This is a genomic window from Clostridium saudiense, assembly GCF_000577815.1.
Taxonomy (GTDB): domain Bacteria; phylum Bacillota; class Clostridia; order Clostridiales; family Clostridiaceae; genus Clostridium; species Clostridium saudiense.
Genome location: NZ_CBYM010000025.1, coordinates 22,705 through 42,094, shown reverse-complemented (window position 1 = coordinate 42,094; position 19,390 = coordinate 22,705). Strand labels below are relative to the sequence as shown.

Here is a 19,390-nt window from a genome sequence, read left to right as displayed (position 1 = left end):
GTAAAATTTTTCTAAAAATTTATAAACAGTATCTACAAACTTCAAAAAGCAAAATGCCATTATTTATTTTTATTCAAATTAATTATTAAAGGTGTATTTATTACACTTAAAAAAACAGGTTTTATTAAGGGTAGGGTGGGAAATTTGACAAAAACATGAATTATTTATATAATTCAATGGTCGCTCTTGCCAGAGGAGGTTAAATGTAGATGGTTGAAAAATGGAAGAAAAACTTAAGAAACAATTTTACTAATAGTCCTAAGGCAAAAATAATTACAGGTACTGTAGGTGTTGTATTAGTTACATTAATAGTAACACTTGCATGTATGAGAAAAAACATAACAATAATCGTTGACGGAAAAGAAGAAACATTTATAACATATAAAGGGACTGTTAAAGACGTACTTGCAGAGAAGGAGATAGAAATTGCTCCTAAGGACAAAGTACAACCAGCTTTAGATGAAAAAATTTCATCAAAGGATATTATTAACATTAAGAGAGCTGTAGAAATTGAAATGGTAGTTGGTAGCAAAACTATTGTTATAAAAACTGCTGAAGATACTGTAAAAGATATGCTTGAAGCTGAAAGTGATGAACTTAATGCTGAAGGAATTGAATTTAATGAAGGATTAGATGAAATAACACCTTCGTTAGATACTAAAATATCAGATAATCTCACGATTCAATTAGTTAAGGTTGAAGTAACAAATGAAGTAGCCACTGAAGATATTGATTATGAAACAATAGTGGAAGAGGACGAAAGTTTAGATATAAACACTGAGGACGTTAGACAAGCAGGTGAAGCTGGTCAAAAAGAAATAACTTATAAGGTTATAAAAAAAGATGGCAAGGAAGTATCTAGGGAAGTAGTTCAATCAAAGGTTATTAAAGAGCCTGTAAATGAAATTATAGTACAAGGTACCAGAAGGGTATTTGCTAGCAGAGATGGAGAAATGGAATATAAGGATTTAATTTATTGTGAATCTACTGCATATGCAGGAGATACTATTACTGCGACAGGAACTGTGCCAAGTTATAATCCAGGTGGAATAAGCACAATAGCAGTTGATCCAAGAGTAATTCCATTAGGAAGTTTAGTTTACGTAGAAAATTATGGTAAAGCTATTGCAGCGGATACAGGTGGTTTAATTAAAGGAAAAATAATCGATGTGTTCCTTAATTCAGAATCTGAATGTAGAACATGGGGAAGAAAATATAACGTTCCAGTATATATTTTAGCATATCCTGGAGAATGGTAATAATAAAGGAGGTTAGTTATTGGACTAGCCTCCTTTAATATTTCTAAAAATATAGTATAAAATTTATTTAGAATAATAAATATAAATTTACAAAGGTTTGACATTATATGAATATAAGGATAAATTAATAAGAGATAATAAAGGAAAGGAAGAGATTCTTTTGATTAAAGAGGTTATAGTAGTTGAGGGAAAAGATGACATCGCAGCTGTAAAAAAAGCTGTTAATGCAGAAATGATTGCCACTGGTGGTTTTGGAATAAATGCTAAAGTTATTGCTAGAATTAAAGAAGCACAAAAAAGAAAAGGCGTAATAGTATTAACGGATCCTGATTTTGCTGGTGAAAAAATAAGAAAGATAATAGCAAAAAGAGTACCTGGAATAAAGCATGCATATATTGCACAAGAAGATGGAATTAAGGATGATGATATAGGAGTAGAAAATGCTAGTCCAGAAGTTATTATCGAAGCTTTAAATAGGGCAAAAGTAACATTAGAAGAAAAGGCTGAAACATTTGATGCTCAAGATATGTTTTATTTTAGATTAAATGGTGATCCTAATGCAAAAGCTAGAAGAATAAAACTTGGAAATAAGTTGGGAATTGGTTATGGAAATGCAAATCAAATGTTATCAAGATTAAATAATTATGGAATAACTAAAGAAGAATTTATAGAAGCTATTAAATATGTAGATGCGGAACTAGAGAAGGAGAAATAAATGGATATAAAAGATGTAAAAACAGCTGAGCTGGTTAAAAAATATAATTTTAAGTTTTCTAAAAGTTTAGGTCAAAACTTTCTAATTGATGATTCGGTGCCTAGAGATATAGTTTCAGGAGCTGAAGTTGATGGAGAAGATTTAGTAATAGAAATAGGACCAGGAGTAGGTACATTAACTGCTCAATTATTAAAGAAAGCTAAAAAAGTAGTTGCAATAGAATTAGATAATGATTTAATACCAATATTAGAACAAGAATTAGGAGCTAATCCTAATTTTACACTTATACATAATGATGCATTAAAGGTTGATTTTAATGAAGTAATAGGTGATGAAAAGAGTGTAAAGCTAGTTGCAAACTTGCCTTATTATGTTACAACACCTATAATAGTAAAATTACTTAAGGATGGGTACAATTTTAAATCATTAACAATAATGATTCAAAAAGAAGTTGCAGAGAGAATGAATGCAGAGCCTGGGAATAAAGATTATGGTGCACTGTCTCTACTTGTTCAATATTACTGTAATACAAGTATAGTAAGAAAAGTACCACCAAGTTGTTTTATACCTAGACCAAAGGTTGATTCAATAGTTATTAGATTAGATAAGCTTAGTGAGCCAAAAGTTAAAGTTGAAAATGAAAAATTGTTCTTTGATATAATAAGAAGTTCTTTTAATATGAGAAGAAAAACTTTATGGAATGGCGTTAAGAGTATTGGACCAGCAAAGGAAAAGCTTGAAGAAGCTTTTGAAAAAGCTGGAGTTAATCCTAAGAGAAGAGGAGAAACATTATCTATCCAAGAATTTGCTAATCTTGCAAACTGTATTAATGAAATTTTATAAGAACTGAGTTGTTTTAAATTATAAATTCTATAAAGTCATTAAGTAAGCCACTTAAAAATAATAACATATTTTATAATGTTGAACATATAATATATGGAATTAATATAAAGTGGGGGTTCTAGAGAATGGCAAGTAATAGTAGATTGTATAGAAACTTCGTAATTTTGCAGGAGGACTAACGAGGATATGCAAACTCTGATGATAAGACATTATCTGGATATTCTAAGATAGAAGCAAAAGGAGATAAATGTAAAATTTCTTTCTATGCTCAAAATCTTAAAAAGGATGATGATAAATACTACATGTTACTTATTTGTTGTAAAAAGGATACAAAGCAAATAGTAAATTTGGGTCCTTTAGACGTGAGTGATAGTGGTAAAGGTGAAGCAACAAAGGAATATAATGTATCAAATATTGCTGGGTTAAACTTAGAATTTGATAAGATTTGTGGAACTGCTATAGCTAAAATGAATAATAATACTCCAATTTTTGTGATGTGCGGATTTTTAAATGGACAACAACCTAGCGATAATTGGAAGAGTTATATTATTGTTAAAGCTAAAGATGTTAGAGTAATAAAATCAGTTTCAGATAAGGATTCTAAGAAAGAACAAAGAAAACCAGAATTAAAGAAGAACCAAAGTAAATCTACTAGTAATGAAGTTAAAGATTCTAAGGTAGAAGAAAAAGCTACTGAAGAAAAGGTTGATAGAGAAAAAGTAGAAGAAAAATCAAAAGAAGAAATTAAAATACAAGAAGTTCAAGAAGTACAAGAAGTACACGAAGTAAAACAAGAGGCTTTAAATGAAATAATAGAAGAAATTACACCAAGGGAAAACTTAAGGGGTAAGTTCGAAGATTATGAAGAAGAAATTGAAGCTAATAAAGAGTTTGATCCGATAAATGGAAAGATAAGAGGAAGCATAGGAGAGTATTTTGAATCAATAGTTGATGGATTTGAAAGAGATTATAATAGCATAGATGAGTTAAAGTATACGAAGTGGTACAGAATACCTATTCATGATTTACATGAAATGTGTAATATGTCTAATTATAATAAGTATACATTAGCTTATTATCCAATGTTAAATTATTATCCATACATTAAAAAATATGGATATTTTATGCTTGGATATAAGTGCGATTCAAGAGGAAACCTAAAACATATTATTTATGGAGTGCCAGGAAAGAAAGATAAGGATGAACAGCCTTACGATGGAAGAACAGGTTTTGTAACTTGGGTAAATACTAATGGAGGACGTAGTGAGGGCTGTTGGTTAATGTTTTATGATTTCAAAAATTCAACAGTTGTTGTCCCAATGCAATAATGAAGAACATAGTGCTTAGATATTATATCTAAATTTTATTTGAAGGTTAATATAATAAATTAAATTGCTAATATTGGAATAAAGTATTATAATTATCTTTATTAGGGGAAGCATATGCTTCTCCTATTATTTTAATTAACAAATTAAAAGGAGATACAAATGTTAAGAGCATTAAAAAAATATATTTTAAGTTCATTTTTAATAATGTTTGTACTTGGTTTTTCAGGGTGTACAATTATAGAAAATGTTGAAAAAAAACTTGGATTGAAGAATGATTATTTCGAGTATTTAAATTCAAGTGATATAGAACAAATTAGTATACAAAGTACAAGAGATACAGGATTTAAATTTATAGTAACGGAAACAAGTGCCATTAGAGATATTTATAATATATTATCTAGGGCAAAGATAAGCGAAAATAAGTCTAGTTTAGATCCAGATTATAAGTTTGAATTTGATTTAGGTGATGAAGTTAAAGAATTTTATTATGTTGTTGGAACAGAAGATGGGAATTTTTATAATGATGGTAATACATTTTCAGTTTCTAAAAGATTAGATGAAGTAATAATTAAAAATTTATCTTTTATAAGAAAACCTAGAGATTTTGATTATATTTATTATCAATCTATTTTAGAAATATTACAACAAGTAAGTAAAACAGAAAATATAAATGATTATAAGGTAGGAGTAAACATAAGTGGAGATATTGATTGTTTAAAATATGTGTTTTCTACTGATATAATTAGTTTTTTAGATAAAGCTAAACAAATTATTCCAAATGTTGAGTTAGTGAAAAATAACGAAGCAGATTTTGATATGGTTATTACTGTAAAAAATAGAGGGTATGATAGTAGCAATTTTAAAACATTAATTACTGTAAAAAATAAAAAAGAAAATACAGAAGATAAATATTATGTTTCTGCAGTTAATGAATTTAAGGAATGGAATATAGAGGTATTAGAAAGTAAACCTAAAGGATGGTAATAGGAGTTAAGAATTAATAGTTAATAGTTAATAGTTTTAGGATAAAACTCCTTGGGGAGTTTCTAATAATATATTTTAAAGTCTGCCTAGGCAGACTTTATTTTTTAATTATTAACTTAAAATTATTAACTACTAAATTGTTGCTATATTAGATTTAAGCATTTTAACTAGTCTTTCTACAGGTAAGAATGCAAGTAAAACTAAGCAAATCATTAATTCCCCACCTACTGCTAGACCGTTAACGCTTAATGAGTAAATAATTGGAGATATACCTTCTGGGGCATATGAACCAAAGAAAACTACGCCTGAAATAAAATGTGAAATAAAGCGTAGTAGCATACCGATGCTTGCGCCTAAGTATTTATTTTTAAAGAATCCGGCAACTCCAACAGCCATAAATGGTAAAGGATAATCAAATAATACTTGAATAGGATTTAATATATATGGATCCAGTATTAATTTGAATAATCCGAAAAGGAAACCTGTAAATAGTCCAATAGAAGGACCATAAACAAATGAAATAATGATTATTGGAATCATACTACCTAAAGAAATGCTTCCACCACCATTAGGTAGGGAATAAATCTTTATCATGTCTAAGATAAATGCTAAAGCAATAGCTAGTCCTATTCGCGCTATTAACTTTGAATTAAATTTTAATGATTTAAATTTAATAAAAGCAATTAATAAAATTGCACAGCCAATTAATGTGATTAATGTTAATGGACTGCTAAAAATAGTTTTGAAATTTTCTCCAAGTGTTGCTAGAAAATTTGACATAAAAAAATACCTCCTTATTTGCGTAAGAGGTACCTAGGCATTAGAATATACATAATTTATTCTATAATGGCTTTCCTACGCTGGAATTATCCAGATCAGGTTAAAAGGGTTGATGAAAAAGTCATCTCTCAGCCTTGGGGCACCCCTAGCAACTTTATATAACATATATTTTAGCCATAAATTTACAAAAAGTCAACGGTCTTATTAAGCATTTGAGAGGACTTATAATTTGTATTAGAAGATTTATTAAATAAATTTGTTAAACTTATATTAGTACCTATGGGCATGATAGTTTCAAATGAAGTTAGTGGCATAGTTATAACAGAATCATCCTCTAATAATATGAAGGCATCATTGCCTGTATAATCTAATATCATTCCTTTCATGATAATACACCATCCTAAATAAATTTTTATTAGTTTACCCTAAAATATAATAAAAATACATCCAAGAATATTCTTGGATGTATTTTTATAAATATAAGTCTTTATAAACTATTTGAAAGACTTTTAAAGATTCTTCAATTTTATGTTTAAGCAATTTTTTTCTATTATCAAATTCCTTTTCACCTAATGGAGTTAATGAATAAAATTTTTGAAATTTCTTTTTTGGATCATCCCATTTTCCTACTACTAATCCTTCTTTCTCTAATTTTTTTAATAAAGGATATATTCCACCGGTACTAGGAGTCCAAAGTCCATTGGTTCTTTCTGAAACTTTTGTAGAGATTTCATTACCATTTGTAGGGCCAGATTTTAATATATGAAGTACATAGATGGGCAATAAGCCTTTTGTAAAAACCTGACCAACAGCTTCTTTTTCTTTTTGTACTTTTTTTAGTTCAGCAAGCTTAGCTTTATACTCATCATGTAGTCTTTTTTCCTCAGCTTTAATATCTTCTAGATTGTTAAAATCAAAGTCACCCATTATTTATTTTTCCATTTTCACAGAGAATCCCATTAATCCAGGCCCACCATGCACGCCAAGGGCAGGGCTTATTTCTGCGATTTTAATTGAAGCTACATTTGGTAATGACTTTATAGATTCCATATATTTAGTAGCTTCTTCTTCACAGCCAGCATGTAAAACTGCTACATCACATTTTCCTTTTTCTAAATAACCTTTTAAAATTTCAGTCATTTTAGATAAAGATTGTTTTCTACCTCTTACTTTAGCCACGTTATAGTAAATTCCGTTTTCGTCAGTAGTTATTATAGGTTTAAGATTTAAGAATTCACCAACAGTTCCTGCAAGTCTTCCTATTCTACCACCTTTTTTTAGATATTCTAAAGTGCTAATTGTAAAGTAACCAGTAACTCTTTCTCTAATTTTAGGAAGTTCTTCTACTATTTCTTCAAAACTTTTACCTTCTTTTATAAGCTTAGAAGCCTCTATAACTATTTCTCCTTGTGGATAAGCTAGTATTTTTGTGTCATAAACAAAAGAAGTTAGTTTAGGATGATCTTCTAAAGCTAATCTTAAAGCATTATAGCTTCCAGAAAGACCGCTTGAAATAGAAATACAAATAACATGTGTATATCCTTCTTCTTCTAATTTATTTAAGATTTCTTCAGTTTCCTTAGCACTTGGCAAAGATGTTGTAGGAATTTCTTTTTCCAAGTTCTCATAAACTTCAGATGGTGAAATATCTATTCTATCTCTATAATCACCACTAGAGTAGATTATTCTAAGTGGTAATAAATTAACGTTATTTTCTCTTAATGTATTTAAATCAAGATCGCAAGCGCTATCTGTAATTAAAGCAATTTTTTGCATATAAAAAATCCTCCGATAATTTATTGTATATTTTTAGTATATCATATTAGATAATATTATCAATAGTGATAAGTGTAATATTATCACTATTGATAAGGTTATACAATTTCATAAAAATTTATTAGGTAAAGTTAAAAAATATATATAATTAAAAACTATTTACATATAATTCCAAAAGAGATAGAATGTATATGAGAGTTAAAATATACACAATATATTGTGTGTAGGAGGCGAATAAAGTGCTATATGTGGTAAAAAGAGATGGCAGAGAAGTTAAATTTAATACTGATAAAATTGGCAATGCAATAAAAAAAGCAAGCGATGAAGTTGGGGAACAATTAAGAGAAAGTGAAGTTCTAGTTTGCATTCAAAGGGTTATTCAGTATATAGAAGAGTCTAAAAAGGAAAAAGTATCAGTAGAAGAAGTACAAAACTTAGTAGAGAAAGCATTAATTGATAGCGGACATATAAATATTCAAAGAGCATATTCTTCTTATAGGAGAGAGCGAACTAGGGTTAGAGATATAAAGTCAGATTTGATGAAAGCTATTAAAAATATAGGCATTGAAACAGATAGGGATAATGCGAATGTTGGAAATAATTTCAGCTCTAAATTATTAAGAATAGCTTCTGAGTCTAATAAATGGCATAATCTTTATAATATGCCTAAATATCTGGCAAAGGCTCATGAAGTTGGAGAGGTTTATTTCCATGATCTTGATTCGTATAATTTAACAACAAATTGTTTGCATATCCCTACAGGAGAGGTATTAAGCAAGGGGTTTAATACTGGATACGGCACTATAAAACCACCTAAACGTATAGAGTCTGCAGCAGAATTGTCTTGTATATTATTGCAATCAACTCAAAATGATATGTTTGGGGGACAGTCTCATCCAGATTTTGATAATGATATGGCTCAATTTGTTGAGCCAACAAGAGAAGAAATAAGAAAAGAATTAATACAATATGGAATTAAAGAAGAAGAATTTGAAAATTTAGTAGAGGAAAAATTAAAGTATAGAATCCATCAGGCTATGCAAGGTGTTGTATATAATTTAAATACTATGCATTCACGTGCAGGATCTCAGGTTCCATTTTCTTCTATAAATTTAGGAATACCAAATTCTAAAGATGCTGCATTAGTTTGTGAAATCTTTTTAAAAGAATATGAAAAGGGATTGGGAAAAGGAGAGCAACCGATATTTCCTAATATAATATTTAGAGTTAAAGAAGGCGTTAATAGAGAGCCAAATGATCCATATTACTATTTATTTAAGATTGCTTGTGAGGTTGCATCAAGAAGAATGAATCCAACATTTATGAATATAGATGCTGATTTTAATAAGGAATATTATGATAAAGGATATCTTCCAGCAACCATGGGATGTCGTACTTATTTGATGAAAAATGTTAATGGAGAGCCAGGATGTAAAGGAAGAGGTAATATAGCTCCAATAACTATTAACCTACCTAGAATAGGGATAGAAGCTAATAAAAATATTGATAAATTTTTTGAAATATTACAAGAACGATTAATTTTAGCAAAAGAAGCATTGCTTCATAGATATGGCGTTTTAAAGCAATTAAGAGTTAAAGATTTGCCATTTGTTGCAGGTCAAGGATTAATGAAAGGTTCGGAAGGATTGTCACAAGATGATTCTATTGAACCAATTCTTAAACAAGGTACATGGGCTATAGGATTTATAGGCCTTGCTGAAACCTTAACTGCTTTAATTGGATGTCATCATGGAGAATCTAAAGAAGCTAGAAAGTTAGGGTTAGAAATAATTGAGTTCATTAGAAATTATACAGATAAATTAATTGAAGAGACACATCTTAATTGGAGTTGTTATGCAACACCAGCTGAAGGGTTATCAGGAAAGTTTATAAAGCAGGATAAAAAAGTATATGGAGTAATAAAAGGAGTAACAGATAAAGATTACTACACAAATAGTTTTCATATTCCTGTAAGTTATAACATATCAATAAAAGAAAAAATAGATATTGAGGCTCCATATCACAAGCTTTGTAATGCAGGTCATATTTCTTATATTGAAGTAGATGACTCTCCATCACCTGAAGTAATTATGGATATAATAAAATATGCTTATACAAATACTAATATAAGTTATATAGGAATTAATTTTCATATTAGATATTGCAAAGAATGTGGAACAAGTATTGAAAGCAATTTAAGTAAATGTCCAAAATGCAATAGTAGAAATATTCAAGGGGTATCAAGAGTTACAGGATATTTGAGTTTGGATGAAAGGTTTGGGCCTGGAAAGTATGAGGAAAGGTTAGATAGGAGATCACATACAGGAAGATATAAAAATAACTATGATGTAATGTGATTTAGTTGTGACTAGCCATTATAATACTTCTATCTATGCAGAGATAACAATTGACGCTTCCTAGATAACGAATTCTAACCTTAATACTCAGTTAAAATTCAATATTAAGCTAAGAATTCACTTTATAAATGCCTTTAAGGATACTATTAATATAGTAGCAACCTTAGAGGCATTTAACATAAAATGAAAGAAAAGATAAAATAATTGCAAAAATTAAAACTTCAATCATTAAAAGAGTAAAAATAGTCTTTTAAAATGAATTTAAAAATATAAAACTTGCAATTTTTAGAAAAAAACATTGTGGAAAAATTTTGGATATGATAAAATGGTAAAATAAAGATATAGTTGTAATAATTGGGGCAAAACCCCTATTTTTTATATACAACTATATATAAATTTAAAGGGGGCAAAAAAATGGCTATTAGATGTGATAGTGATAATAGGGAAATCTATATAGTAGATACTACTCTTAGGGATGGGGAACAAACAGCTGGAGTTGTTTTTGCAAATGAAGAGAAGGTTGTTATTGCAGATATGCTAAGTGATCTTGGGGTAGATCAATTAGAAGTTGGAATTCCTACAATGGGTGGAGATGAAAAAAAGGCAATTAAGCAAATTGTTAAAAGAAATAATAATAGAAAAAGTATAATGGCATGGAATAGGGCTGTTATATCAGATATTGAAGAATCTATAGATTGTGGAGTAGATGCAGTTGCAATTTCTGTATCTGTTTCTGATATTCATATAAAGCATAAACTTAGGACTTCAAGAGAATGGGTATTAGAAAATATGATAAAATCAGTTGAATTTGCTAAAAAGAATGGTTTATATGTATCTGTAAATGGGGAAGATGCATCTAGAGCAGACAAAGAATTTTTAGTTAGATTTATTGAAGAAGCTAAAAAAGCAGGAGCTGATAGATTTAGATATTGTGATACTGTTGGAATAAGAGAACCTTTTTCTTTAAGAGCAGATATCGAAGAGTTATATAAGAAAACAAATTTCAATATAGAAATGCATACACATAATGATTTTGGAATGGCAACGGCTAATGCAATAGCAGGTATTTTAGGTGGAGCAAGCCATGTTGGCGTAACTGTAAATGGGCTTGGAGAAAGGGCTGGAAATGCTGCATTGGAAGAGGTATTAATGGCGTTGGAATATGTTTATGGATATAAAGTTGATGTAGATACTAAGATGTTTAGAGAAGTGTCTCAATATGTGGCACAAGCTTCGGGGAGAATCTTACCTTCTTGGAAAGCAATTGTTGGTGAGAATATGTTTGCTCATGAGTCTGGAATTCATGCAGATGGTGCAATAAAAGATCCTAAAAACTATGAAGCTTTTGATCCAGATGTAGTTGGATTACAAAGACAAATTGTTATAGGAAAGCATTCTGGAAAAGCTGGCATAATTAATAAGTTTAAAGAGTACAATATTGAGTTAAATGATGAAGAAGCACAAGGCGTATTAGAAATGGTAAGAGCTGCTTCTGTTAGATTAAAGAGAACCTTATTTGATAAGGAATTAGTTAAACTTTATAAAGAATATAAACAATTAAGAAAAGAAAAAAATAAGGAGAATTAAAAATGATAAAATTATTTTCAAATGGAGTTTACCTTATTAATAATAGGGAGATTGTAGAAGATTGTAACGAAGTTAATTCAATATTGGCAAATAAACTTGGAAATAATTATCCAAGCAAGGAAAATGCTAAAAAAAATACTATTGCTTATAATATTTTAAAAGAACATAATACATCAGAAAATATGGACAAATTAAAAATAAAATTTGATAAATTAGCATCTCATGATATTACATTTGTAGGAATAATTCAAACAGCAAGAGCATCAGGATTAGAAAAATTTCCGGTTCCATATGCTTTGACTAATTGTCATAATAGCTTATGTGCTGTTGGAGGAACAATAAATGAGGATGACCATATGTTTGGACTTTCATGTGCAAAGAAATATGGTGGGATATATGTACCACCCCATCAAGCTGTAATACATCAATTTGCAAGGGAAATGTTAGCTGGATGTGGGAAAATGATATTAGGTTCTGACAGTCATACTCGTTATGGTGCTTTAGGAACCATGGCAATTGGAGAAGGTGGCCCTGAAATAGTTAAACAATTACTATGTAAAACTTATGATATTAATATGCCAGATGTAGTAGGAGTATATTTAACAGGTTCACCACAAAAAGGAGTTGGTCCACAAGACGTTGCTTTAGCTATAATTGGAGCAGTTTTTGCCAATGGATACGTTAATAATAAGGTAATGGAGTTTGTAGGTGATGGAGTTGATAACTTAAGTGCTGATTTTAGAATTGGTATTGATGTTATGACTACGGAAACAACATGTTTATCATCTATATGGAAAACTGATAATACAATAAAGGAATTTTATGATATTCATGGAAGGGTAAATGAATATAAAGAATTAAATCCTGGAACTGTAGCATACTATGATGGAATGATTTATGTTGATTTAGCTAAAATTAAACCAATGATAGCTATGCCATTCCATCCAAGCAATGTTTATAGCATTGAAGAATTAAATGCAAATCTTAATGATATATTAGCAGATGTTGAAAAGAAAGCTGGAATTAGCTTAGATAATAAAGTTAGGTTTACATTAAGAGATAAAATTCATAATGGTAAGTTTTATGTAGAGCAAGGAGTAATTGCAGGATGTGCAGGCGGAGGATTTGAAAATATTTGTGATGCAGCAGATATTTTAAAAGGTACTTCAATAGGTAGTGATGAATTTTCATTAAGTGTTTATCCGGCATCTCAACCGGTATTTATGGAACTTGTTAAGAATGGTAGAATTGCAGATATTATGGCTACAGGTGCTACTGTTCGTACTGCATTTTGTGGGCCTTGTTTTGGTGCAGGAGATGTTCCTGCAAATAATGGATTAAGTATACGTCATTCAACTAGAAACTTCCCTAATAGAGAAGGGTCAAAGATAACTAATGGACAAATTGCATCAGTTGCATTAATGGATGCTAGATCTATTGCAGCAACAGCAGCTAATAAAGGATATTTAACGGCAGCAACTGATATAGATGTTAATTTTACAAAACCAAAATATTATTTTGATAAATCTATATATGAAAATCGTGTTTATGATGGAGTTGGAAAAGCCGATCCATCAGTAGAAATTAAATTTGGACCTAATATAGTAGATTGGCCAACAATGTCGGCTTTAACTGATAACTTATTATTAAAAGTAGTTTCTGTGATTCATGATCCAGTTACTACAACTGATGAACTTATTCCATCAGGAGAGACTTCATCATATCGTTCTAATCCATTAGGTTTAGCAGAATTTACGTTATCTCGTAAAGATCCAGAATATGTTGGAAGAGCTAAGGAAATTCAAAAAGCTGAAAAAGCTAGAATAGCAAATGAATCGCCTATAGATGCTGTTAATGAATTAGGTTCTGTATTTACTTCAATTAGAGAGGTGTTTACTGATGTTAATTATAAAAACACTGGAATAGGAAGTACCATTTATGCAGTTAAGCCTGGTGATGGATCAGCTCGTGAACAAGCAGCATCTTGTCAAAAGGTATTAGGTGGTTGGGCTAATATAGCGAAGGAATATGCTACAAAGAGATATCGTTCAAATTTAATCAACTGGGGTATGCTTCCTTTTATTCTTAAAGAAGATATATGTTTTGATAATGGGGATTATCTATTTGTACCTAATATAATAGAAGCAATTAAAGAAAAGAAAGATTCCATAAAAGCATATGTTGTTAATAAATCAATGAAAGAACTTGAATTAAAACTAGGTGAACTTACTGATGATGAACGAGAAATTATATTAAAAGGATGTTTAATTAATTATTATAAATTAAATTCTTAGTTTGAGATAGAGTATTAATTCTATTTTAAGGTTAAAATTTATTGTATAGAGGAATGTCTGTTGTTATCTTCCACCTGAATAGGTTGGAGTGTTACAATGGCTAGCAATTAGATAAAGCATAAAATCATAATGCTTTTGGAGGTCAGTTAAATATGAATAAAACTGTGAGGTTAGCAGGAATAGCCTATGAAAGTTTAGTAAATGGACCTGGAATGAGGAGAGTGTTTTTTGCCCAGGGCTGTAAACATAAGTGTGAAGGTTGCTTTAATCCAGAAACACATAGTTTTGATGGTGGAGAAATTATGGATATGGATAAATTGATAAAGGATGTTTTAGATAATCCTATGTTAAAAGGAGTAACATTTAGTGGTGGTGATCCTATAGAACAAGCTCATAGTTTTGCTTATATGGCAAAGGCATTTAAGAAAGCTAATTTAAATATATGGTGTTATACAGGATATACTTTTGAGAAGCTTTTAGAGCTTATGAAAAAAAATGAAAATATAAGAATGTTATTGAATAATATAGATGTATTAGTTGATGGTAGATTTGAAATAATGAATAGAAATGAAGAATTGAAATTTAAAGGTTCGACTAATCAACGCATAATTGATGTAAAAAAAAGTCTAGAATATGGCAATATAATAGTTATAGGATAAAATTTTTAAGGATATTAACTTATGTTTTATAAGATTAATATCCTTATTTTCTTATAAACAAAAAAAGCGCATAAGCGCTTTTTTTAAATAATGGGGGGATGGGAACCTGTATATTACAGGTTTTATATTTACATTATAATTATGTACAGTTATTAGAAGTTCTATACATACTTTTGAAAAAAATTAAAAAAACTACTGCATTAAAAAATGCAGTAGTTCTCTAATATATTAGAAATCAGATTGACCAGTAGTTCTTGGGAATGGAATAACGTCTCTGATATTTGACATACCAGTGATGTACATTATTAATCTTTCAAATCCTAGACCAAATCCAGCATGCTTAGTTTCTCCATATTTTCTAAGCTCTAAATACCACCAGTAATCTTCCTCATTAAGACCTAATTCAGCCATTCTAGCTTTTAATACATCAAGTCTTTCTTCTCTTTGGCTACCACCGATGATTTCACCTATTCCAGGAACTAAACAGTCAGTTGCTGCAACAGTCTTTCCATCATCATTAAGTCTCATATAGAAAGCTTTAATGTCTTTTGGATAGTCAGTAACGAATACTGGTTTCTTAAATATTTCTTCAGTTAAATATCTTTCATGTTCAGTTTGAAGGTCTACACCCCATTCAACTGGGTATTCAAATGCTTTACCACAGTTCTTTAACATTTCAACCGCTTCAGTATAAGTTACCTTTCCGAAGTCAGAAGTTACGATGTGATTTAACTTATCTAATAATCCTTTTTCAACGAATTGGTTGAAGAATGCCATTTCTTCAGGACATTCATCCATAACGTACTTAATTACGTATTTTAACATTGCTTCTGCTAATTCCATATCATCTTGTAAATCAGCAAATGCTATTTCAGGTTCAACCATCCAGAACTCAGCAGCATGTCTAGCTGTATTTGAATTTTCAGCTCTAAAAGTTGGACCAAAAGTATAAACATTTCTAAATGCTAGAGCAAAAGTTTCAGCATTTAATTGTCCTGAAACTGTAAGGTTAGTTTCCTTACCAAAGAAGTCTTCTTTGTAATCAACTTTTCCATCTTCAGTTCTTGGAACATTGTCAAAGTCTAAAGTAGTAACTTTAAACATTTCACCTGCACCTTCACAGTCACTTCCAGTTAAGATTGGTGTGTTTGTATATACAAACCCTTGATCTTGGAAGAATTTGTGGATAGCATAAGCGGCTACAGAACGAACTCTAAATACTGCAGAGAAAGCATTACTTCTTGGTCTTAAGTGTGCAATAGTTCTTAAGTATTCAAAAGTATGTCTTTTCTTTTGTAATGGATAGTCAGAGTCTGACATTCCTTCAATTACAACTTCTTTTGCTTGAATTTCAAATGGTTGTTTAGCTTCTGGAGTTTCAACTAATGTACCAATAACTTTAATTGATGAACTTATTGGTAACTTTGAAATATCTTTAAAGTTTTCTAATTTGTTATCAAAAACAACTTGAATATTTTTAAAGAAAGATCCGTCATTTACTTCGATAAATCCAAAAGCATTAGATGCTCTAAGAGTTCTTATCCAACCTGAAATTGTTACTTCTTTAGATAAGTATTCTGATGTGTTTCTATAAAGTGATTTTACTAAAACTACTTTTTCCATAATAACCTCCTGTTAATAAAATATTTATTATTTCAAAATTAAATAAAAGCAATAAAAAAATCCCTTCATCCCCAAAATATATGGGACGAAAGGAATTACTTACGTGGTACCACCCAAATTGCCTAAAAAAGGCCACTTAGTAAATTAATAACGACATTTAGCCGTCTAAGCCTAATATTTAAGTAAATAAACTTACTTAAAGTTCAGTTAGAAACTCAGAGATGTTCTTCACTATTGATTTCGTATAAGGCTTACACCATCCCTTACTCGCTAAAACTACCTTCAAAAGTTACTCTTCTCATCATAGTCAATAAAAGTTTGTAATTTTATTAATACGATTTTACAATACTTTGCTAACATTTGCAACTTAAATTCATAATATATATTTAAAGAATGTTTTTGGAGGAAAGTATGGCTAAAAAAGATTTCTTAGAACAAAAGTATTGTGAAATAAATAAACTAAAGAATTTATTACAAACATACCCTAAGGAATATGCTGAAACCATTATTAAGGTTATGCAGAATGTTTTTGATGAAATAAGTGAATACTTGGATGAAGAGGCTAATAAATTAAAAAAAATAGCAAAAATAGATATAGCAGAAAAGAATATAGATATTTTAGAAAAGAAAATAGATGGATTAAATAAAAAAATAGAAAAAGTTAAGAGTGAGTTATCAGAAACGGAAAAGTGTGAAAAAGAAGAAAAAAAATCGACTAAACAAGAAACAAAGAGGGAGAAAAAATCAGGGAAGAAGCATGATTTTAGTAGTAGAGAGGAATTGAGATATTACACAATGGATGAAATAGCTAAATTTGATGGAAGTGATGGAAGTTTAGCTTATGTTGTTATTGATGGAACTGTATATGATGTGACATCAATTAAAGAGTGGCGCGATGGTAGGCATTATGGATTATATGCTGGAAGGGATTTAACAGAGTATTTCAATACTTGTCATAAAGATGAAAAATATATTTTGAACAAATTAAGAATTGTAGGAACCATTAAAAGTTAGTAGTTAAAAGTGTTTAGTTAGTAGTTTTGAGTCAGTAGTTAAGAGTTAAGGAATAAAATCTCCGTAAGTAGACTTTAAAATATATTTTTTAGAAACTCCTAAGGAGTTTCATCCTTAACTTCAAACTACTAACTAAACTAAGTTAAGTTATTCTTTTCCTGTTTCGTATGAAGAGGTAATTGAATTAGGAAAGTTTAGCATAGTGCAATCTTTCATGATTCTTTTATATTCATATTCTAAATATTTAAATGTAACCTTAACTTCACCATTATCATTAATTTCAATAAGTGCATAAGTTGGATTTGGTTTTCCTATTTTAGGTTTTCCCACACTTCCAACATTAATTAATAGTTTATTATTATATTTTTTAGCAAATGGAATATGAGTATGTGCACAGACTAATACATCGCCTTCATATTGTGACATAATTTCTTTAGTCTTTTCATCATCTTCAAAAAGATAATCGTTAATTGCGTTTGGACTACCATGAGTTAAAAGCATGTTTACACCATTAAAAGTGTATTTTAATGAGGTTGGAAGTGAGTCTAAATAGTATTTATTAGCAACTCTAACTTCTTCACAAGCCCAAGGTAGTGCAAATGAATTTATCGCTGTATTTCTAATATAGGTAAAATCTCCATCTACGACAGAAGCGTCATAGTTTCCTTTTACACAAGGTATTTCTCTTCTTTTTATTAGTGCTACAACTTCATTAGGATGAGGACCATATCCAACTAAATCTCCTAGGCATATTATTTTATCAACATTTTGTTCATCAATATCTTCAAGTGTTTTCATTAGTGCATATATGTTTCCGTGAATATCTGACATGACTGCTATTTTCATTTTGTTATCCTCCACCTTTTGATTGAAACCCTAAATTTCTATGACTCTATTAAAATTAAGGTAGTTATTATAAAATAATTATATCACTATAAAGAAAAAAAATACGATAAAAGTTATAAATAATATTATGGATAATATAAAAAAATTAAGTTATGATAAAAATAATAAAATAAAGATACAATATGGAGGTAAGACATGAAAATTTCAAGAGTTACAAAGATATTATCACAAATGGAAGAAAGTAAAATTCCACAATTAATTATAACTTCAGCAGAATCAATTTTTTATTTAACAGGAAAGATGATTCATTCAGGAGAAAGATTAGTTGCATTATATTTAGATGTTAATGGTAATCACAAGTTTCTTGTAAATAAGCTATTTCCTATTAATGAAGATTTAGGAGTAGAAATTGTTTGGTATGATGATATTGAAAATCCAATAGATAGATTAGAGAAGATAGTAAAACAGGGAGAAGTTTTAGGCGTTGATAAAGATTTACCATCTCATTTTTTAATAGACCTTATGGGGAGAAATGTTATTAAGGCCTTTGTAAACTCATCACCTATAATTGATAGATTAAGAATGATAAAGGATGAAGAAGAAATTAAAATAATGAAGGAAGCTTCTAAGATAAACGATGCAGTAATGCTAAAGCTTTGGAGTAATTTAAAAGAAGGTTACTCAGAAAAATATTATGCAAATCTTTTATCTGAAATATATGAAGAAGAGGGTGCTTCAGGATTTTCATTTTCTCCAATTATAGCTACAAGTCCTAATGGTGCAGATCCACATCATGGAACAGGTAAGGATAAAATAAAAGTTGGAGATAGTGTTGTTTTAGATATTGGTGGAAGATATAAAAATTATTGTTCAGATATGACTAGAACTGTATTTATAGGTAAAGAACCAAGTAAAGAGCATGCTCATGTATATAACATAGTAAAAAGTGCAAATGAAAAAGCTATTTCTATAATAAAGGAAGGGGTTAAATTCTCTGATATTGATAAAGCTGCTAGAAATTTAATTACTGAAGCTGGTTATGGAGAATATTTCACTCATAGAACTGGACATAGTATAGGTATTGAAGTTCATGATTTTGGAAATGTTAGTTCAGTAAATGATGAAGAAGTTAAAGCAGGTATGATATTCTCAGTTGAACCTGGAATTTACTTAAAAGATAACATAGGAGTTAGAATTGAAGACTTAGTTCTTGTAACTAAGGATGGCTGTGAAGTATTAAATACTGTTACTAAGGAAATAACTGTATTATAGTTTTAGAGTAATGAAAAGTTAACAATATCATAAGTAAATGAGATTTTAATTTA

Annotated in this window: 16 protein-coding genes, 1 pseudogene, 1 riboswitch and 1 other annotated feature; of the genes and pseudogenes, 11 read left to right on the top strand and 6 right to left on the bottom strand. The window is 29.5% G+C overall.

Features of this window, described 5'->3' with window-relative positions; genetic code table 11:
- The first annotated feature begins 209 nt into the window (after positions 1–209).
- The 5 genes and pseudogenes from TY07_RS11995 to TY07_RS11975 all read left to right on the top strand — a co-directional run bounded on the left by TY07_RS11995 (position 210) and on the right by TY07_RS11975 (position 5,129).
- A complete protein-coding gene (locus TY07_RS11995) occupies positions 210–1,259 on the top strand; it encodes a G5 and 3D domain-containing protein (protein ID WP_042400140.1) in 1,050 nt (349 codons plus the stop codon).
- Positions 1,260–1,419: 160 nt separating this feature from the next.
- Positions 1,420–1,974 carry a ribonuclease M5 gene (rnmV, locus tag TY07_RS11990; protein WP_042400136.1) on the top strand — a complete coding sequence of 185 codons (555 nt, stop codon included), beginning with the start codon at positions 1,420–1,422 and terminating at the stop codon, positions 1,972–1,974.
- Complete coding sequence (rsmA, locus tag TY07_RS11985) at positions 1,975–2,817, top strand: 16S rRNA (adenine(1518)-N(6)/adenine(1519)-N(6))-dimethyltransferase RsmA (protein ID WP_042400133.1); 843 nt, start codon at positions 1,975–1,977, stop codon at positions 2,815–2,817.
- 194 nt (positions 2,818–3,011) lie between these two features.
- Positions 3,012–4,145, top strand: a pseudogene (locus tag TY07_RS11980) (DUF7922 domain-containing protein); the annotation flags it as partial.
- 159 nt (positions 4,146–4,304) lie between these two features.
- Positions 4,305–5,129: a YhfM domain-containing protein gene (locus TY07_RS11975; RefSeq protein WP_052330711.1), complete on the top strand. Its 825-nt coding sequence runs from the start codon at positions 4,305–4,307 to the stop codon at positions 5,127–5,129.
- Between the two features lie 132 nt (positions 5,130–5,261).
- Here TY07_RS11975 and thiT read toward each other — a convergent pair whose 3' ends face one another.
- The 4 genes from thiT to TY07_RS11955 all read right to left on the bottom strand — a co-directional run bounded on the left by thiT (position 5,262) and on the right by TY07_RS11955 (position 7,685).
- A complete protein-coding gene (gene thiT, locus TY07_RS11970) occupies positions 5,262–5,909 on the bottom strand; it encodes an energy-coupled thiamine transporter ThiT (protein ID WP_042400127.1) in 648 nt (215 codons plus the stop codon).
- Between the two features lie 55 nt (positions 5,910–5,964).
- Positions 5,965–6,066, bottom strand: a riboswitch (TPP riboswitch).
- A gap of 25 nt (positions 6,067–6,091) precedes the next feature.
- The gene (locus tag TY07_RS11965) at positions 6,092–6,295 is read right to left on the bottom strand and encodes a hypothetical protein (protein WP_042400124.1); all 204 of its coding nucleotides are present in this window, start codon (positions 6,293–6,295) and stop codon (positions 6,092–6,094) included.
- An 85-nt stretch (positions 6,296–6,380) separates the two neighbouring features.
- Positions 6,381–6,836, bottom strand: coding sequence for a PadR family transcriptional regulator (locus TY07_RS11960; RefSeq protein WP_042400120.1), 456 nt, complete (start codon positions 6,834–6,836; stop codon positions 6,381–6,383).
- Between the two features lie 3 nt (positions 6,837–6,839).
- On the bottom strand, positions 6,840–7,685 hold the full coding sequence (locus TY07_RS11955) for a DegV family protein (protein ID WP_042400118.1): 846 nt from the start codon (positions 7,683–7,685) through the stop codon (positions 6,840–6,842).
- A 239-nt stretch (positions 7,686–7,924) separates the two neighbouring features.
- Here TY07_RS11955 and nrdD point away from each other — a divergent pair, with 239 nt between their 5' ends.
- From nrdD to nrdG, 4 genes are all read left to right on the top strand, one after another.
- Entirely contained in the window at positions 7,925–10,042 is a 2,118-nt protein-coding gene (gene nrdD / locus TY07_RS11950) for an anaerobic ribonucleoside-triphosphate reductase (RefSeq protein ID WP_042400115.1), read from the top strand.
- 414 nt (positions 10,043–10,456) lie between these two features.
- Entirely contained in the window at positions 10,457–11,629 is a 1,173-nt protein-coding gene (nifV, locus tag TY07_RS11945) for a homocitrate synthase (RefSeq protein WP_042400113.1), read from the top strand.
- Between the two features lie 2 nt (positions 11,630–11,631).
- Positions 11,632–13,923 (top strand): hydratase, encoded by a 2,292-nt coding sequence (locus tag TY07_RS11940; protein ID WP_042400110.1) that lies wholly within the window; start codon positions 11,632–11,634, stop codon positions 13,921–13,923.
- Between the two features lie 152 nt (positions 13,924–14,075).
- Positions 14,076–14,582, top strand: coding sequence for an anaerobic ribonucleoside-triphosphate reductase activating protein (nrdG, locus tag TY07_RS11935; protein WP_042400107.1), 507 nt, complete (start codon positions 14,076–14,078; stop codon positions 14,580–14,582).
- A 228-nt stretch (positions 14,583–14,810) separates the two neighbouring features.
- Here nrdG and asnS read toward each other — a convergent pair whose 3' ends face one another.
- The gene (gene asnS / locus TY07_RS11930; RefSeq protein ID WP_042400105.1) at positions 14,811–16,205 is read right to left on the bottom strand and encodes an asparagine--tRNA ligase; all 1,395 of its coding nucleotides are present in this window, start codon (positions 16,203–16,205) and stop codon (positions 14,811–14,813) included.
- Positions 16,206–16,283: 78 nt separating this feature from the next.
- Positions 16,284–16,519, bottom strand: a binding site (T-box leader).
- Positions 16,520–16,616: 97 nt separating this feature from the next.
- Here asnS and TY07_RS17365 point away from each other — a divergent pair.
- The gene (locus tag TY07_RS17365; RefSeq protein ID WP_052330710.1) at positions 16,617–17,219 is read left to right on the top strand and encodes a cytochrome b5 domain-containing protein; all 603 of its coding nucleotides are present in this window, start codon (positions 16,617–16,619) and stop codon (positions 17,217–17,219) included.
- A gap of 147 nt (positions 17,220–17,366) precedes the next feature.
- On the opposite strand, the gene TY07_RS11920 is transcribed toward TY07_RS17365, so the two are convergent.
- The gene (locus TY07_RS11920) at positions 17,367–18,065 is read right to left on the bottom strand and encodes a metallophosphoesterase family protein (RefSeq protein ID WP_042400103.1); all 699 of its coding nucleotides are present in this window, start codon (positions 18,063–18,065) and stop codon (positions 17,367–17,369) included.
- A gap of 195 nt (positions 18,066–18,260) precedes the next feature.
- On the opposite strand from TY07_RS11920, the gene TY07_RS11915 reads away from it, so the two are divergent.
- On the top strand, positions 18,261–19,337 hold the full coding sequence (locus tag TY07_RS11915; protein ID WP_042400101.1) for a M24 family metallopeptidase: 1,077 nt from the start codon (positions 18,261–18,263) through the stop codon (positions 19,335–19,337).
- Positions 19,338–19,390 lie beyond the last annotated feature (53 nt).

What these genes read in the sequence shown, in the direction of transcription:
- TY07_RS17365 (WP_052330710.1), top strand. Translation starts at nt 16,617, where the DNA reads ATGGCTAAAAAAGATTTCTTAGAACAAAAGTATTGTGAAATAAATAAA.
- TY07_RS11995 (WP_042400140.1), top strand. Translation starts at nt 210, where the DNA reads ATGGTTGAAAAATGGAAGAAAAACTTAAGAAACAATTTTACTAATAGT.
- thiT (WP_042400127.1), bottom strand. Translation starts at nt 5,909, where the DNA reads ATGTCAAATTTTCTAGCAACACTTGGAGAAAATTTCAAAACTATTTTT.
- nrdG (WP_042400107.1), top strand. Translation starts at nt 14,076, where the DNA reads ATGAATAAAACTGTGAGGTTAGCAGGAATAGCCTATGAAAGTTTAGTA.
- TY07_RS11960 (WP_042400120.1), bottom strand. Translation starts at nt 6,836, where the DNA reads ATGGGTGACTTTGATTTTAACAATCTAGAAGATATTAAAGCTGAGGAA.
- nifV (WP_042400113.1), top strand. Translation starts at nt 10,457, where the DNA reads ATGGCTATTAGATGTGATAGTGATAATAGGGAAATCTATATAGTAGAT.
- TY07_RS11920 (WP_042400103.1), bottom strand. Translation starts at nt 18,065, where the DNA reads ATGAAAATAGCAGTCATGTCAGATATTCACGGAAACATATATGCACTA.
- rsmA (WP_042400133.1), top strand. Translation starts at nt 1,975, where the DNA reads ATGGATATAAAAGATGTAAAAACAGCTGAGCTGGTTAAAAAATATAAT.
- asnS (WP_042400105.1), bottom strand. Translation starts at nt 16,205, where the DNA reads ATGGAAAAAGTAGTTTTAGTAAAATCACTTTATAGAAACACATCAGAA.
- TY07_RS11965 (WP_042400124.1), bottom strand. Translation starts at nt 6,295, where the DNA reads ATGAAAGGAATGATATTAGATTATACAGGCAATGATGCCTTCATATTA.
- TY07_RS11955 (WP_042400118.1), bottom strand. Translation starts at nt 7,685, where the DNA reads ATGCAAAAAATTGCTTTAATTACAGATAGCGCTTGCGATCTTGATTTA.
- TY07_RS11975 (WP_052330711.1), top strand. Translation starts at nt 4,305, where the DNA reads ATGTTAAGAGCATTAAAAAAATATATTTTAAGTTCATTTTTAATAATG.
- TY07_RS11940 (WP_042400110.1), top strand. Translation starts at nt 11,632, where the DNA reads ATGATAAAATTATTTTCAAATGGAGTTTACCTTATTAATAATAGGGAG.
- TY07_RS11915 (WP_042400101.1), top strand. Translation starts at nt 18,261, where the DNA reads ATGAAAATTTCAAGAGTTACAAAGATATTATCACAAATGGAAGAAAGT.